The organism is Paraburkholderia sp. (assembly GCF_036488505.1).
Taxonomy (GTDB): Bacteria; Pseudomonadota; Gammaproteobacteria; order Burkholderiales; family Burkholderiaceae; genus Paraburkholderia.
Genome location: NZ_DASXHN010000255.1, coordinates 1 through 14,911 on the forward strand (window position 1 = coordinate 1; position 14,911 = coordinate 14,911).

Annotated in this window: 14 protein-coding genes and 1 pseudogene; 8 read left to right on the forward strand and 7 right to left on the reverse strand. The window is 66.4% G+C overall.

Annotated features, from left to right (window positions below; translation table 11 throughout):
* From VGH68_RS15450 to VGH68_RS15475, 6 genes and pseudogenes are all read left to right on the forward strand, one after another.
* Window positions 1-133, forward strand: a pseudogene (locus tag VGH68_RS15450) (ABC transporter permease); the annotation flags it as partial.
* Window positions 130-1,986, forward strand: a complete 1,857-nt coding sequence (locus VGH68_RS15455; protein ID WP_331604516.1) for an ABC transporter ATP-binding protein — start codon at window positions 130-132, stop codon at window positions 1,984-1,986. The pseudogene VGH68_RS15450 and the gene VGH68_RS15455, both read left to right, overlap by 4 nt.
* Window positions 1,983-2,303, forward strand: coding sequence for a (2Fe-2S)-binding protein (locus VGH68_RS15460; protein WP_331604517.1), 321 nt, complete (start codon window positions 1,983-1,985; stop codon window positions 2,301-2,303). Before VGH68_RS15455 ends, VGH68_RS15460 begins: the two co-directional genes overlap by 4 nt.
* Window positions 2,282-3,781 (forward strand): FAD/NAD(P)-binding oxidoreductase, encoded by a 1,500-nt coding sequence (locus tag VGH68_RS15465; protein WP_331604518.1) that lies wholly within the window; start codon window positions 2,282-2,284, stop codon window positions 3,779-3,781. Before VGH68_RS15460 ends, VGH68_RS15465 begins: the two co-directional genes overlap by 22 nt.
* Complete coding sequence (locus VGH68_RS15470; protein ID WP_331604519.1) at window positions 3,778-4,956, forward strand: FAD-binding oxidoreductase; 1,179 nt, start codon at window positions 3,778-3,780, stop codon at window positions 4,954-4,956. Before VGH68_RS15465 ends, VGH68_RS15470 begins: the two co-directional genes overlap by 4 nt.
* 2 nt (window positions 4,957-4,958) lie before the next feature.
* On the forward strand, window positions 4,959-5,318 hold the full coding sequence (locus VGH68_RS15475; RefSeq protein WP_331604520.1) for an AraC family transcriptional regulator: 360 nt from the start codon (window positions 4,959-4,961) through the stop codon (window positions 5,316-5,318).
* Between the two features lie 33 nt (window positions 5,319-5,351).
* Here the strand turns inward: VGH68_RS15475 and VGH68_RS15480 are convergent, their stop codons facing one another.
* The 7 genes from VGH68_RS15480 to VGH68_RS15510 all read right to left on the reverse strand — a co-directional run bounded on the left by VGH68_RS15480 (window position 5,352) and on the right by VGH68_RS15510 (window position 12,449).
* Window positions 5,352-5,705, reverse strand: a complete 354-nt coding sequence (locus tag VGH68_RS15480) for a cupin domain-containing protein (protein ID WP_331604521.1) — start codon at window positions 5,703-5,705, stop codon at window positions 5,352-5,354.
* Window positions 5,706-5,776: 71 nt separating this feature from the next.
* The gene (locus VGH68_RS15485; RefSeq protein WP_331604522.1) at window positions 5,777-7,249 is read right to left on the reverse strand and encodes an NAD-dependent succinate-semialdehyde dehydrogenase; all 1,473 of its coding nucleotides are present in this window, start codon (window positions 7,247-7,249) and stop codon (window positions 5,777-5,779) included.
* 169 nt (window positions 7,250-7,418) lie between these two features.
* Window positions 7,419-7,919, reverse strand: a complete 501-nt coding sequence (locus VGH68_RS15490) for an Lrp/AsnC family transcriptional regulator (RefSeq protein WP_331604523.1) — start codon at window positions 7,917-7,919, stop codon at window positions 7,419-7,421.
* Between the two features lie 44 nt (window positions 7,920-7,963).
* The gene (locus VGH68_RS15495) at window positions 7,964-9,370 is read right to left on the reverse strand and encodes an aspartate aminotransferase family protein (protein ID WP_331604524.1); all 1,407 of its coding nucleotides are present in this window, start codon (window positions 9,368-9,370) and stop codon (window positions 7,964-7,966) included.
* 157 nt (window positions 9,371-9,527) lie between these two features.
* Entirely contained in the window at window positions 9,528-10,454 is a 927-nt protein-coding gene (locus tag VGH68_RS15500) for a glyoxylate/hydroxypyruvate reductase A (RefSeq protein WP_331604529.1), read from the reverse strand.
* 16 nt (window positions 10,455-10,470) lie between these two features.
* A complete protein-coding gene (locus VGH68_RS15505; protein WP_331604525.1) occupies window positions 10,471-11,346 on the reverse strand; it encodes a GNAT family N-acetyltransferase in 876 nt (291 codons plus the stop codon).
* A gap of 104 nt (window positions 11,347-11,450) precedes the next feature.
* On the reverse strand, window positions 11,451-12,449 hold the full coding sequence (locus VGH68_RS15510; RefSeq protein ID WP_331604526.1) for an AraC family transcriptional regulator: 999 nt from the start codon (window positions 12,447-12,449) through the stop codon (window positions 11,451-11,453).
* Window positions 12,450-12,934: 485 nt separating this feature from the next.
* Between VGH68_RS15510 and VGH68_RS15515 the strand changes: the two genes are divergently transcribed.
* Complete coding sequence (locus VGH68_RS15515) at window positions 12,935-13,099, forward strand: hypothetical protein (RefSeq protein ID WP_331604527.1); 165 nt, start codon at window positions 12,935-12,937, stop codon at window positions 13,097-13,099.
* 421 nt (window positions 13,100-13,520) lie between these two features.
* The coding region (locus VGH68_RS15520) for a type VI secretion system Vgr family protein (protein ID WP_331604528.1) at window positions 13,521-14,911 on the forward strand (1,391 nt) is incomplete at its 3' end.

A 14,911-nucleotide genomic window follows, 5' to 3' on the forward strand; every position in this document is an offset into this window, starting at 1 on the left:
CGGCGGTCTTGCCGAAGGCGCGCCCGCCGTGCTGATGCCGGCCATCGCGATCGCGACGCTGACCGTCGGCGTCAATCTGCTGATCGACAGCCTGCGCCGCCACAGCGGCCGCGCGCATGGAGGCGCGAAATGAACATGATCGAAGTGGCGGGACTGCGCGTCGTGGCCGGCGCGGCGCCCGACCCCGTGGTCGAGATCGTCAAAGGTGTCGACTTCACGGTGAAGCCAGGAGAAGTGCTCGCATTGATTGGCGAGTCGGGCTCCGGCAAGACCACCATCGCGCTCGCGCTTCTCGGTTATGCGCGTGACGGCTGCACGATCGCGGGCGGCAGCGTGAAAATCGGCGGCACCGATGTGCTCGCGCTCGACGAACGGGGCCGCCGCGCGCTGCGCGCACGCACCGTCGCCTACGTCGCGCAAAGCGCATCGGCGGGCTTCAACCCGGCGCGTACGATCATCGATCAGGTGACCGAACCCGCGCTGTTGCACAAGCTGATGTCGCCGGCGGCGGCGCGCGAAAAAGCGGTGAGCCTGTTTCGCGCGCTCGCGCTGCCGTCGCCCGAGACGATCGGCGCGCGCTATCCGCACCAGGTGTCCGGCGGCCAATTGCAACGGTTGATGGCGGCAATGGCGCTGATCACCGACCCTGCCGTGGTCGTGTTCGACGAGCCCACCACCGCGCTCGACGTGACCACGCAGATCGAAGTGCTCGGCGCGTTCCGCAAGGTGGTGCGCGAGCTGGGCACGACCGCTGTCTACGTGTCCCACGATCTCGCGGTCGTCGCGCAGATGGCCGATCGCATCGTCGTTCTGAACAACGGCGCGGTGCGCGAGAACGGCACGACGCAACAGGTGCTCGACGCACCCGTGGACGACTACACGCGCGCGCTGCTGGCGGCGCGCCGCCACCCCGATCCCGGGCCGCCGGTCGCGGCGCCGGCCGCCGAGGTGCCGGTGCTCGAAGTGCGCAACCTGATCGCGGGCTATGGCCGGGTCGATGCGAACGGCGTGCCCGCCGCGCGCGTGCTCGAAGACGTGAGCCTGCGCATTGCGCGCGGCAGCGCACTGGGCGTGATCGGCGAATCGGGTTCGGGCAAGACGACGCTCGCGCGCGTGATAGCTGGCCTCGTCGAACGCGCGCGCGGCGAGGTGTTGCTCGACGGCGTACCGCTGCCCGCCGCGCTGTCGGCGCGCACGCGCGACCAGTACCGCCGTATCCAGATCGTGTTCCAGAACGCCGACACCGCGCTCAACCCAAGCCATACGATCGCCGACATCCTCGCGCGGCCGATGTGCTTCTATCAGGGCCTGCGCGGCGCGGCCGCGCAAAAGCGCATGCTCGAACTGCTGGATCTGGTGAAGCTGCCTGCTTCGATTGCGAAGCGCCAGCCGGCCGGACTCTCGGGCGGGCAAAAGCAGCGCGTGAACCTGGCGCGCGCGCTGGCGGCTGAGCCGTCGCTGATTCTCTGCGACGAAGTGACGTCCGCGCTCGATACCGTCGTGGGCGCGGCGATTCTCGATCTGCTCGCCGAGCTGCGGCGCGAACTCGGGGTCTCATACATGTTCATCAGCCACGATATTTCGACGGTGCGCGCGATCTGCGACGACGTCGTCGTGCTGTACGGCGGACAGTGCGTCGAAGCGGGCCAGCGCGACGTGCTCGAAGCGCCGCCTTATCACCCGTACACGGGCCTGCTGGTCGATTCGGTGCCGGCTTTGCAGCCGGGCTGGCTCGACGCGCGGCGCGCGCTGGCGGGCGCGGCGTTGCCGCCGCTGGGCGCGTCGGCCGACGTGCGCGAACTATGCGCGTTCCGCGCGCGCTGCCCGGTGCGCATCGACGGCGCGTGCAACGCGTCGCCGCCCGCGCTCAGGCGCCTGCCTGGCGGCGCGCAGATTCTTTGTCACCATTCGACCGCGGAGCTCGAACGCTTGCAGACGGCCCAGGCCGCCCAGCTGGCGGCAGCCGCGAACGGGGCTGTCACATGAAGGCGCGCTTCGTCAGAGTCGCGGAGGCGGGACGCCCGACCTTCGACATCGAGATCGACGGCCGCGTGACGCAGGCCGCCGAGGGCGACACGCTGATGGTCTCGCTGCTCGCCGCGCAGGACGCGCTGCGCGACTGCGAATTCGACGCCGGGCGGCGCGCCGGCTTCTGCCTGATGGGCGCCTGCCAGGACTGCTGGGTGTGGACCGCGCAGGGCGAGCGGCTGCGCGCCTGCACGACGCTGGCGGCGCCTGGTATGTCGATCATCACGCGCGACGCGCTGACCGGAGGTGGGCTATGGCCTCGCACGCGGAACTGAAGGTGGTCGTCATCGGCGCGGGGCCCGCGGGCGTGCGCGCGGCCCAGGCGCTGGTCGCCGCGGGCCTGCGGCCGGTCGTCGTCGACGAAGGCCGGCGCGACGGCGGGCAGATCTATCGGCGTCAGCCCGAAGGCTTCACGCGCAGCTACGAAACGCTCTATGGCACCGAGGCCGCGCGCGCGGCGGCGCTGCACCGCGATTTCGACGCGCTGCGCGCACAGATCGACTACCTGCCGGACACGCTGGTCTGGAACGTCACGCCGAACACCGTGCATCTGGCGAGCGGCGCACGCTACCGGGAACTCGGGTTCGACGCGCTGATCGTCTGCAGCGGCGCGACCGACCGGCTGATGCCGGTGCCGGGCTGGCAGCTGGCGGGCGCCTACAGCCTGGGCGGCGCGCAGGTCGCGCTGAAGTCACAGGGCTGCGCGATCGGCGCACGCAGCGTAATGATGGGCACCGGCCCGCTTCTGTATCTGGTCGCCGCGCAGTACGTGAAAGCGGGCGCGACGGTCAGCGCCGTGCTCGATACGTCGAGCTTCGGCCAGCGCGTGCGCGCGTTGCCCGATCTGCTGCACATGCCCGCGACGTTGCGCAAGGGCCTCGCGCTGCTGCGCGTGCTGCGCCGCGCGGGCGTGCCGGTGCATCGCGGCGTGACGCCAGTCGCTATCGAAGGCACGCCCGAGCATGGCGTGACGGCCGTGCGCGCGAAGCTCGCCGACGGCAGCGAACGGCGCGTGGTGTGCGATGCAGTAGCGCTCGGCTATCACCTGCGCTCCGAAACGCAGATCGCCGATCTCGCCGGCTGCGCGTTTCAGTTCGATTCGGCCGCGCGCCAATGGCTGCCCGAAGTGGATCAGGACGGCCGCAGCAGTGTGGCGGGCGTCTATCTGGCAGGCGATGGCGCCCGCGTGCGTGGCGCGGATGCGGCCGAGCGCGCGGGGCGCCTCGCCGCGCTGGCGGCGCTGCGAGATCTGCGCGCCACAGCGGGTACGACCGCGAACGCGCACGCCGAGACCGCGCGCCTGCGCGGCGAACTGGCACGCTATACGCGTTTCGCCCGCGGCTTGCGCAACGCGTTTCCGTGGCCCGCGCAATTCGCGGCGGCGCTGCCGGATCACACCGTCGTGTGCCGCTGCGAAGCCATTACGGCGGGCGAGCTGCGGCGCGTGGTGCGCGAGACGGGCGCCACCGAGGCCAACCGTGCGAAGGCGTTTTCACGCGTCGGCATGGGCCGCTGCCAGGGCCGCTTCTGTGCACATGCGGGTGCCGAGGTGATTGCCGCCGAGGCACGCGTACCGCTCGAACAGGTGGGCCGGCTACGCGGGCAGGCGCCGGTGAAGCCGCTGACGATGGGGCTGAGCGCAAGCACGGCCGATCGCGGCGAAACGCAGGGCTGCGCGGCACCCGCGGGATCCGCCGCTCCCCCACAGCATCCGCAGCACGGCGCGTGCAGCGCGAAGGAGTACAGCGAATGACGCAGCGCGCGGATGTGATCGTGATTGGCGGCGGCATCGTCGGGACCTCGACGGCGCTTTTCCTGCGCCGCCGCAAACGCTCGGTGATCCTGCTCGAACGCGGGTTGACGGGGCAGCAGGCGAGCGGTGTGAACTTCGGCGGCGTGCGTCGCCAGGGCCGCGCGTTCTCGCAGCTCGCCATGTCCAATCGCGCGCTCGACACCTGGTATCGCGCGAAGTCGCTGCTCGGCGAAGACGTCGAGTTTCTGCCTTCGGGTCATACGCGCGTGTGCTATCACGCGCACGACGCCGAGTACTTTCATCGCTACGCCGAGCAGGCGCGCGACTACGGGCTCGATCTCGAAGTCCTGGAGGGCGAAGCGATGTTCCGGCGCTTTCCGTTCCTCGGCCGCGACGTGCTCGCCGCTTCGATTTCGCCGCGCGACGGTCACGCCAATCCGCGTCTCGCCGCGCCGGCCTTCGGGCGCGCGGCCGCGCGGCTTGGCGCGACGCTGGTCGAGAACACCGAGATCGTACGCGTGGAGAAGGAGGCGGACGGCTTTCGCGTGGAGAGCGCGAGCGGCGCTGTGTGGCGCGCGGAGCAACTGCTCATCTGCGCGGGCGCGTGGGCAGGCGCATTGTCCGCGCAGTTCGGCGAGCCGGTGCCGCTCATCGCGCGTGGTCCGCAGATGGCCGTGACCGAGCCCGTGCCGTACCGCTTCATTGATTCGATGGGGGTGTATACGTCGGTCAAGGCAGAAAGCGTGTATTTCCGGCAGATTCCGCGCGGCAACATCGTGCTGGGCGGCGGCCCCCCCGGACCCGCCGATGCGCTCACGCGCCGCGCCAGCGTGCTGCCGGGCAATACAGTGCAGCAGATCGCGCAGTTTCGCCGGCTGGTGCCGGCGCTTGCGCCGCTGCACGTGATCCGCGTGTGGAGCGGGGTGGAAAGCTATCTGCCGGATTCGGAGCCGGTGCTCGGCCCGAGTTCGACGACGCAGGGGCTCTTCTATGCGTTCGGCTTCAGTGGGTCGGGTTTCCAGATCGGGCCGGGCGTGGGCGAAACGCTCGCGGAACTGCTCGCCACCGGCTCCACCGATATCCCGCTCGATTCGTTTTCGATCGCGCGTTTCAGCCGCACGGCGCTCGACGGGGATGAGGCTCCGGTGAGCGCGTCGGCGGCGAGCGAGGCTTGATCATGGATAGCGTGAAAGCACCGGTCACCACCCTCGGTACGCTTCGCGATGCGCTCGCCTATATCGAAGCGAATTTCGACAAGTCCGTGAGCCTCGCCGAACTGGCCGACGTGTCGGCGTTGAGCGTGTCGCGATTCGCCGCGGTGTTTCGTCAACAGGTCGGCCGCTCGCCGTACAAGTACCTGTGCGAAGTGCGGGTGCGGCGCGCGCAGCTATTGCTGCTTGCGGGCGTGCCGGGCGCGGTGGTCGCGACCGAGGTCGGTTTCTTCGACCAGAGTCATCTGGCGCGTCATTTCAAGCGCTTGTGCGGCGTGACGCCTAGCGCCTTCCTGCAACAGGCGAGGGCGCTCGAAGCAGCCTGAGCGCCCTGCCTGCGGTGCCGCCGCCATGTCGCGTCACAGAATGACGTAGACCTTGCGCATCGTTTCGTCGACTTCCCACGTGCCTTCCGTGTTCGCCGCAAAAAAGAGCGTATCGCCGCCGCGGAAGTGCACGGTCGCCTCGCCGTCGGGCGTAAAACGTCCGCTGCCGCTCAGGATGTGCATGACCTCGGCCTGCTTCACCCCGCGACGGTAAATGCCGCTCGTGCATTCGAACAGCCCGGTATCGATCGACTCGGTGCCGGGAATCACCTTTTGCACGCCGGACACGCGAATCGCCGGTGTGCCGGCTGTATCCGGCGCACCGGCCGTGCCCCAGTCTTCGAGCGCCTGCACGTCGATGCTTTGCGTGATCTGCTGGACTTTCATTTTTCGTTAGCCTGATTGGAACGGAAAAGCTTTGGAGAACGCCGGAGACGACGTTTCGATCGCACAGGTGTTCATGCAAGCCCGCCCTGACACAGGTATTTGATCGACAGGTAATCGTCGAGTCCGTACTTCGAGCCCTCGCGGCCGTAACCCGATTCCTTCACACCGCCGAACGGCGCCGCCTCGCTGGCGAGCGCGCCTTCGTTGATGCCGACGATGCCTGCTTCGAGCAGCCGCGCAACGCGATCGATGCGGCGCACGTTGTCGCTGTAGAAATACGCGGCGAGGCCATAGGGTGTGTCGTTGGCGGCCTGGATCGCTTCGTCTTCGCGCTCGAAGCGGAACAGCGGCACAACAGGCCCGAAGGTTTCTTCGCAGCTCAATTGCATTTCGGTCGTCGCGTCCGCGAGCACCGTGGGCGCGTACCAGTTCGCACCGAGTTCGGCGAGCCGCTGGCCGCCGGTCAACACGCGTGCGCCGCGGCTGACGGCGTCATCGACGTGGCGCGCGATCTTGTCGACCGCGCGCGCGTTGATCATCGGGCCGATCTGCGCGGCGGGATCGGTCGCGGGCGCGACCTTCAGCGCGGCCACGCGCGTCGCGAGCTTGTCGGCGAAGCGCTCGAACACGCCCGTTTGCACGTACACGCGATTCGGGCATACGCAGGTTTGTCCGCCGTTGCGGAACTTCGCGGCCATCAGGCCTTCGACCGCGGCGTCGAGATCGGCATCGTCGAACACGATGAACGGCGCGTTGCCGCCCAGTTCGAGCGAAAGCTTTTTCAACGTGGCCGCCGATTCTTTCGCGAGGTGCTTGCCCACGGGCGTCGAACCGGTGAAGGTGATCTTGCGCACGCGGCTGTCCGCGAGCCAGTCGGCGGCCGCCGACACGCCGCGCTCGCGCGACGCGCAGATCAAGTTGAGCACGCCGGGCGGCACGCCGGCCTCGTGCGCGAGCATCACCAGTGCGAGCGCGGTGAGCGGGGTGTCCTCGGCCGGCTTGCCGACCACCGTGCAGCCGGCCGCGAGTGCGGGCGCGATCTTGCGCGCGATCATCGCGAGCGGGAAGTTCCACGGGGTGATCGCGGCGACCACGCCAACGGGCTCCTTCAACGCGCTCATGCGCTTGCCGCGCTGCTGTTGCGGAATGATGTCGCCGTAAATGCGCGTCGCCTCATCGGCGAACCATGCGACGTAGGACGCGCCATACATGACCTCGCCGCGCCCTTCATGCAGCGGCTTGCCCTGTTCGAGCGAGATCAGCTGGCCGAGCTCGTCCGCGCTCGCGACGATCAGCGCATGCCAGCGGCGCAGCACCGCGGCACGTTGCGCGGGGAGCGTATCGCGCCAGCCGGGGAACGCGCGGGCGGCGGCGTCGGTCGCGGCGCGCGCGTCGCGCGCATCGCTGTCCGCGACTTCGGTGATCGTTTTGCCGGTGGCGGGATCGGTCACGGCAAAGCGCGCGCCGGATGCCGCCGCGACCCATTGCCCGTCAATGAAGTTATCGCTGTGGATCAGCGCGTTCAACGGATATCGCGTGCTCATGTGTCGAGTCCTTTCCGCCGATGCGGAAGACAATAGTGGTTCGATGCCGGGAAGAGAGCGCGCGCGGCAAGCACGCTGAAGCCATCAGGAGTCAGCGTGACGTGCGCGCGGGAAAACAGATGCACGACACCCCAGCGCGACGCGTTTGCGTCACGCGCGTTGCCCGTGTTCAGGAATGAAGGTTTTGCGAGAACAGCGTTTCGAGCGGATAGTGCGTCTTGACGAAGGCCGTCTTGATGATGACGTAGCTGAAGTATTTCTCGATGCCGATATCTCGTTCGAGCAGACCTTCGACGATGCTTTGATAGTGGCTCACGCTGCGCGCGACGAACTTCAGAAGATAGTCGTAGCCGCCGCTCGCGAGATGGCACTCGACCACCTCGTCCACCTCGCGTATCGCCTTCTCGAACTTGATGAAGTCTTCGCGGCGATGATCGGCCAGCGTGACCTCGGTGAACACCATCTGCACGTCGCCAAGCTTTTCGAGCTGGATCTGCGCGCCGTAGCCGGCGATGAAGCCCGCCTTCTCCAGACGTTTCACGCGGATCAGGCACGGGCTCGGCGACAACCCCACTGCGTCGGCCAGTTCGACATTCGTAATGCGCCCGCGCTTTTGCAGTTGCGACAGGATGCGCAGATCGATACGGTCCAGTTTGCAGTCGTGGCTCATCGTGATGGGGGCGGCCCTGCATGTCGAAAGATCGAGTGATGTTATCACGCGGCGACACGGGCACTGACCCCATTGTTTGCCTTCAATGCCGCGCGCACTTCGGGCTGCGCAAGCACGTCGTCGAGCGTTTTTTCGAGGCGTTCGAACAGCAGATCGAACTCGCCGTCGGTGTACGAGAGCGCGGGCGCGAAGCCAAGAATGCCGTCGCCGAATGCGCGAAATATCAGTCCGTTGCCATATGCGGCGGCCGCGATGCGATCGGGCAGACCGAGCGTCGCGTCGAAGCGCTGCTTGTTGTTCTTGTCGGCCACCAGTTCGAGCGCACCGAGCAGGCCGCGATGACGCGAGTCGCCCACCAGCGGATGCGCGCGCAGCGCATCGAGGCCCTGCGCGAAGCGCGGCGCGCGCGCGACGCCATTCGCGAGCAAGCCGCCCTCGTGATAAAGGCGCATCACTTCGAGGCCGACGGCGGCGCTCACCGGGTGCGCCGAATACGTGTGGCCGTGGCCGATCACCGCGGCGGCGTCGCCGTCGGCAATGCCCTGATAGACGGCATCGGACATCAGCACGGCGCCCATCGGCGCGTAGCCCGCCGTGAGCCCCTTGGCCACGGTCATCAGATCCGGCTCGACCTGTTCGGCCTGGCAGGCGAACAGCGGTCCCGTGCGACCGAAGCCCGTGATCACCTCGTCGGCGACGAACAGGATGTCGAGTGTGCGGCAGGCTTCGCGCATCGCTTTGAGCCAGCCGGCCGGCGGCACGATCACGCCGCCCGAACCTTGGATCGGCTCACAGAAAAAAGCCGCGACGTGCTGCGCACCGAGCGCCGCCACCTTCGCTTCGAGCGCGGTGACCGACGCCGCGATCAACGCCGCGTCGTCCGCATGCTCGCTGCGGTATGCATACGGCGACGGGATGTAATGCTGGGTGGCGAGCGGCAAATCGAAGTTGCGGTGAAACGCGGGCAACGCGGTGAGCCCGGCGCCGAGCGCCGACGAACCGTGATAGCCGCGCTCCTGTGCAATGACGTGCTTCTTGGCCGGGCGTCCCGTTGCGTTGTAGTAATGCGTGATGAAGCGCAGTGCGGAGTCGACCGCGTCCGAGCCACCCAGCGTGAAGTACACATGTTGCAGCGAAGCGGGCGAACGCTCGACCAGTTGCGCGGCCAGTTCGATTGCCGGCTCGGAACCGAAATGGAAGTAGCCGGTTGCATAGGGCAGCCGGGCCATCTGGAGCGCGGCGGCTTCGACGATGCTTTGCTGGCCGTAGCCGGTATTCACGCACCACAGCCCCGAAAACGCGTCGAGCAGTTCGTTGCCGTTGGCGTCGCGCAGAAACACACCGTGGGCGGATTCGAGCACGGTGGCGCCGCGCGCTTCGTGCGCGCGATAGCTGACGACGGGGTGGATCAGATGTTTGCGATCGGCTTCGATAAGCGAGAGGTTCTGCATGGTTCGGTTCCCGGCTGAAAGTCTGAGGAGTGAGCGATTGACCGTTCCATGCTACCGGGATGCGGGCTGTGCCTGCTTCGCCAAATGACCGGTGAAATAGCGCGTTTGTAGTGTTTCGAGCGGCGGGCGCAGCATATTCTGCTGACCCCGCCATCGGTCAGTAGCCACGCGCCCGGTCGACCAGGCCGAGCATCGGCAAGCCGTCGCGGTGACGGCGGATATTGTCGAGCACGACTTCGACGGCGGTCTCGGGCCGCGTCGCGCTCGCGATGTGCGGCGTGAGCCGAATGCGCGGGTCGGTCCAGAATGGGTGCGCGGGCGGCAGCGGCTCCGGGTCGGCGACATCGAGGATCGCATTGCGCAGATGACCGCTGTCGAGCGCGTCGAGGAGCGCCTGCTGATCGAGTTGCGGCCCGCGCCCGACATTGATGAACGATGCTCCGCTTGGGAGCTTCGCGAACAGCGCTGCGTCGAGCAGACCGCGCGTCGCGTCGGTGAGCGGCAGCAGGCAGATCAGGATATCGCTTCGCGCGAGGAATGCATCCAGTGCCGCGGCGCCCGCATAGCACTCGGCACCGGGCAGCGCGCGCGGCGAGCGGCTCCAGCCCGCGCATGCAAAGCCGAACAGACGCAGGCGTTCGAGCACCGCGCTGCCGAGCATGCCGAGACCCAGCACGCCGACGCGGCGCGATGCGGCAGCGCGCACCGGCAACGCACGCCATACCCGCTGCTGCTGTTGCAACGCATAGTCGAACAGATCGCGGTGAATGGCGAGCACCGCCTCGGTCACGTATTCGACCATCCCCTCGACGATGCCGGGCTCGATCATCCGCACGACCGCGACGTGCTGCGGCACGCCGGACAAATCGAACTGGTCGATGCCCGCGCCGACCGAGAAGATCACTTCGAGATTGGGCAGCGCGTGCGCGGGATCTTCGGGCGGCTGCCAGGCCGCGAGATAGCGCACCGCTGTCGGGTCGCCGGTATCGGGCCAAAGCCGGAACCCGATCTCGGGTGCCTTGTCCGCGAAAGCGCGCGCCCATTGCTTGCCGCGCTCGGGGTCGGCCTTGTAGAGAAGCGTCATCACGAAGGTCTCGAGCTCAGCCGAGCGCCTGATTGACGATGGCGAACTGCAGCACGTCCGGGTCGTGCTCGGGTTCGCCGTTGCGCGACATCTTCGGGATCGTGTCGACACGCGCGAGGCCGATCGCTTCGAGCCACGGGCCGAGACCGTGCTCGGCCGGCGTATCGATGCGCGTGAACGCATCCGGATTGGCAGCAAGCCGGTTGGAGATCAGCGCTTGCGCGCGCTGCATCTGCAATCCGTCGTGAGCGGCGACGGCCACCGGGCCGATCACGTGGCCGCGGCCGAAAGGACGCAACAGCGCGAAGCCGAGCACGGTGTCGCCGCGCACCAGCGCGACGCCATCGGCCACGTCGAGCAGCGGCGGCATGAGTGCAGTGCGGTCGAGCCCGCTCGCGCGCGACGCGAGTTCGATCACGCGTGGTGTATCGCCGGGTTCCAGCGCACGCAGCCGCTCGCCCGGCGGCGGCTCGACGATCGGCGCGCGCGCGCTGTCGCCCTGATACTGGTGCAACAGACCGATCTTGCGGAATCCGAGCTTTTCGTAGAGCGGCTGACCCGCCTCGGTAGCGTGGAGCACGGTCATGCGAGGGCCGAGCGCTTCGAGCAGACGCTCCATCAGCATCCGGCCGATTCCGCGTCCTTGCTGATCGGCGGCGACGATAACGAGCCCGAGCGTGGCGCCGCGTTCACCCCATGGCCAGCACAGCGCCGTACCGACCACGGTCCGACCTTCACGCACCACGAAACCGTGCCCCGCCGCGGCGGCGAAACGCCAGTCGTCGTCGCGATGCGGCCAACGGATTTGCAGCGAAAGCGCGTGGGCGCCCTCGATGTCGGATTCGGAAAAAGGCTCGCAGACGAGATTGGAGGACACAGGCTGGCCGGACACGGGAGGGCTCCTCGAGCGAAGTTCGATACGCAACTTTGACAGGGCTCGTGCGGTGAGAATAGGACGATCCTGCTGTGTGGCTCGGGCCCGTCGCCCGCGCACGGCTATGCCGATGCGGCCAGGCCATCGGTCTTTCCTTTGCTCTTGCGCCAGCCGGCAGGCGGCATCCCGAATTCGCGCCTGAAAGCGCGGCTAAACGCGGCTTCCGATTCATAGCCGATCTGTTCCGCCACAGCGTTGAGCGGCTTGCTACCGATTAAAAGTTCGTGCGCTGCGATCTGCATGCGCCATCTCGCGAGATATTGCATCGGCGGCTGCCCTAGCAGATCCGTGAAGCGTTGTGCCAGCGTGGAACGCGACAGGCCGACTTTGCGTGCAAGCTCATCGACAGTCCACGGATGCGCCGCTTGCGCATGAAGCAACGAAAGCGCGCGTCCAACGTAGCGATCACGCACGCCGGCAAGCCACCCGGTTTGGTTCTCAGGTAACGCTTCAATACAGTTACGGATCGCTTCGACAAAGAGCAGTTCCGATAGCCGCGCAAGCACGATCGTGCCGCCCGCGCGCGATTCGGCCGCTTCGGCGGCCGCAAGTTTGAGCGATGGCTCGAGCCAGGCCGCACGCGGATCGTGACGCATATCGATCTTGAAGAGTCGCGGCAGCGATGAGAGCAGCGGATTGCTCAGCGTATCGTCGCAGGCCAGAAAGCCGCACACGATGCGCGTCACGCCGCCCCCGCCACCATGCGACAGCGTCATGACTTCACCAGGCGCCGCCGCCATTTGCGCGGCCAGTAGCGACTCTGACGGCACGGGGGCAAGATCGACCGCGCTGCCGAGGGTGTGGGTTTCGCCTTGAGGCACGACGAGCAGTTCGCCGGCATGGACATGAATAGCGGAACCGGAATCGTCGGCTAGCTTCGCCCAGCAACTTCCCTCGACGATCAGATGGTAAGAAACGACACGCTCGGAAGGCGGCAAATAAGCGCTGCAGAGCGCGGCATCGGTGCGGCCGATCAGACTCCACGGCGCGGTAAATGTCGCGTTCAGAAACACGGCGCCGCTCAGACGAACCGCGCGCAGAACATCAGAGACTGCATCCATGGATAACTCGCGTGAAATGCGATTTCCCGGGCGAGAAGGCTGACCGTCGATCACCCGTCACGATGACCAAGGGCTACATGTTATACCCGCAATTTCGCTGGATGACGGTCTCCTTACTGATGTTTTCACGCTGTTTAATGAAGCGTTTTGCGTGCCTGTTATGACGCTTGCGATGCAAACGCACGATCAGCCGATCGCAGGTTCGATCGGAGCACTGGGCAATCTTTCCGGACGCGCGGCAATGAACGCGCGGCGTATCGCGGAGATGCGGACGATCGGTCAAAAAAGATCGACGCGCGAGCAGGACGGCAACGGCTTCCGCGGGCAGAGTTCATCACAGCGGAGGGACACTACGGACCAGCGTGATCCGTATTTCGCAAGCCGGCCTTCCTCGGACTCTGCACACCCGGCGCGTCGCCCCAGTTGAGCGAATCGGTTCACATACAGTGACTCACCGCTTCGCGAATGCATAGCGTGAGATACCGATGAAACGCCTGATAAGCCGTGCGATGTACCACCCGATCATTGCGTTATCCATTTTCTATCTGGCCGACGTTATGCATCACGTCGACTACAGCGTCTCTGGCGCGCTGCTGGTTCTGGCGGCTAAGACCGTCTCGTGGGTTTGGAGTGTGATTAACAAGGGGTAAGGCGGGGATGCGAAGTGGTCAGTCGTATCGTCCGCGGAGGTGATACGACCTGGTTCTGGCTCGGCACGGGTCGCGCTCGATTGGAACGGCCCCCGATAAAGCTGTTCGTTGGAGATGGCGGCGCGCATGTGTCGTTGACGGTCCATGCGACCGTACGAAACGCGGTCTACGCGCGAATCGGAAGGTCGCGAGCCACGGCACACGGAAGCGTGCGTTGCGCTTCGAGTTCACTGATGCATTGAGCGGCCACGCGGCTTGCGCTCGGCGTGAAAGCACGCGCGGTCAGCGCGGAGGGGCTGCGTTGAATACGTTCCTCTATCTTAGCGTATTTATCTTGGGCAGGCTAAATTTAGTCCAATTCCGATAGACGGCGAAGTTTGTGCTTTCGATACTTGCGTTTGTCTCCTAACGCGACGCACGCATGCTCAAACCATCACAGCACCGCACATTAGGTATTTCCGGCGACGCGCTGCCCATGTGGGGCACTGAGCCCGTACTGGCTCCAGTGCGTCTGCGCGGCACTGAAACGCTCGGCCGGCTTTATCGGTATGCGCTCGACGTTGTGACGGTCGAGAGCCCGACATTGCCGGCGTGGCGCGCGCGGGAACTCGTCGTGGCCGATCGTCTTGTCGGCCAGGTCATTGATATCTCGATCGATTTCTCGGACAACGGGTTGTTCGGCAGCGAGTTGCTGGAAGTCAGCGATGCAGTCGATGCAGGCGTGGGCCGCCGTACGATTTCCGGCCTTATAACGGACGTCACGTTCACAGGCACCGACGACCGGCGCGCCCGGTACCGCTTGATCGTGCGCCCCTGGCTATGGCTCGCTACGAAGAACCGCGAGAGCCGGATCTTCCTGGATGCGAGCGTCGTGGACATTACCGACCGGCTGCTCAACGCGCGCTATCCGTATCCGGTCGTGATGGAACTCGGTGGTCCCGGTTTCGATGACGGCTATCCGAAGCGCGATTACGTCCGTCAGATGTGGGAATCCGATTTCGATTTCCTCACGCGCATCTGGCGGGAATGGGGCATCTATTACCTGTTTGACGGCATGACGCTGGTGCTGTGCGATTCGCCGGGCTCGCACAAACGGCACCACAACGCGTATGACAGCATCCGCTATCGCGCACCTCGTAGCCGGCAGGTCGACGACGAGCACATCTACAGGCTCGCGGTCTCGCGCCGCGTTACGGCGGGCAAGGTGCACCTGACCGATTACGACTACACGCGTCCCGGTGCATGGTTCAGGGGCGGGTATGCGAACCATAGCGGGACAGCCCACGACAACATCGAACAGCACGATTGGGGCGACTATTCGCAGCCGCTCGCCGGTGTCGCCGGATTGTCGGGTGAGCGCAATAACTGGCAGGACGAAGCCGCCCATCTCGCGAGCGTGCGCGTCGATGCGATGCGCAGCCGCGGCCTGCGTCTGAAGGGCCGGGGCAGTCTGCGCGGACTGACAACCGGAAAGACGTTCTGGCTCCATGACCATCCGCAGCCGGCAGTCAACGCGGAGTACCTGGTTGTGTCGACCACGCTCGATATCCGTAACGCACCGCAAAGCACTGAGTCCCCCGCTACCAACGATGAATCCCGCCAGTGCGTGACGGACTTCGTGCTGCAACCTGCCAATGCGTTCTTCAGGAACCGCCCGAAGAAGAAGCCACACTGCGCCAGCGAAACGGCGATCGTCGTCGGCCCCGAAGATCAGCGGGTGTGGGTGGACGGCTACGCGCGCGTGAAGGTCCGCTTCGTGTGGGACCGGCTCGGCGCAATGGACGAGAACGCCAGCTGCTGGTTGCGCGTGTC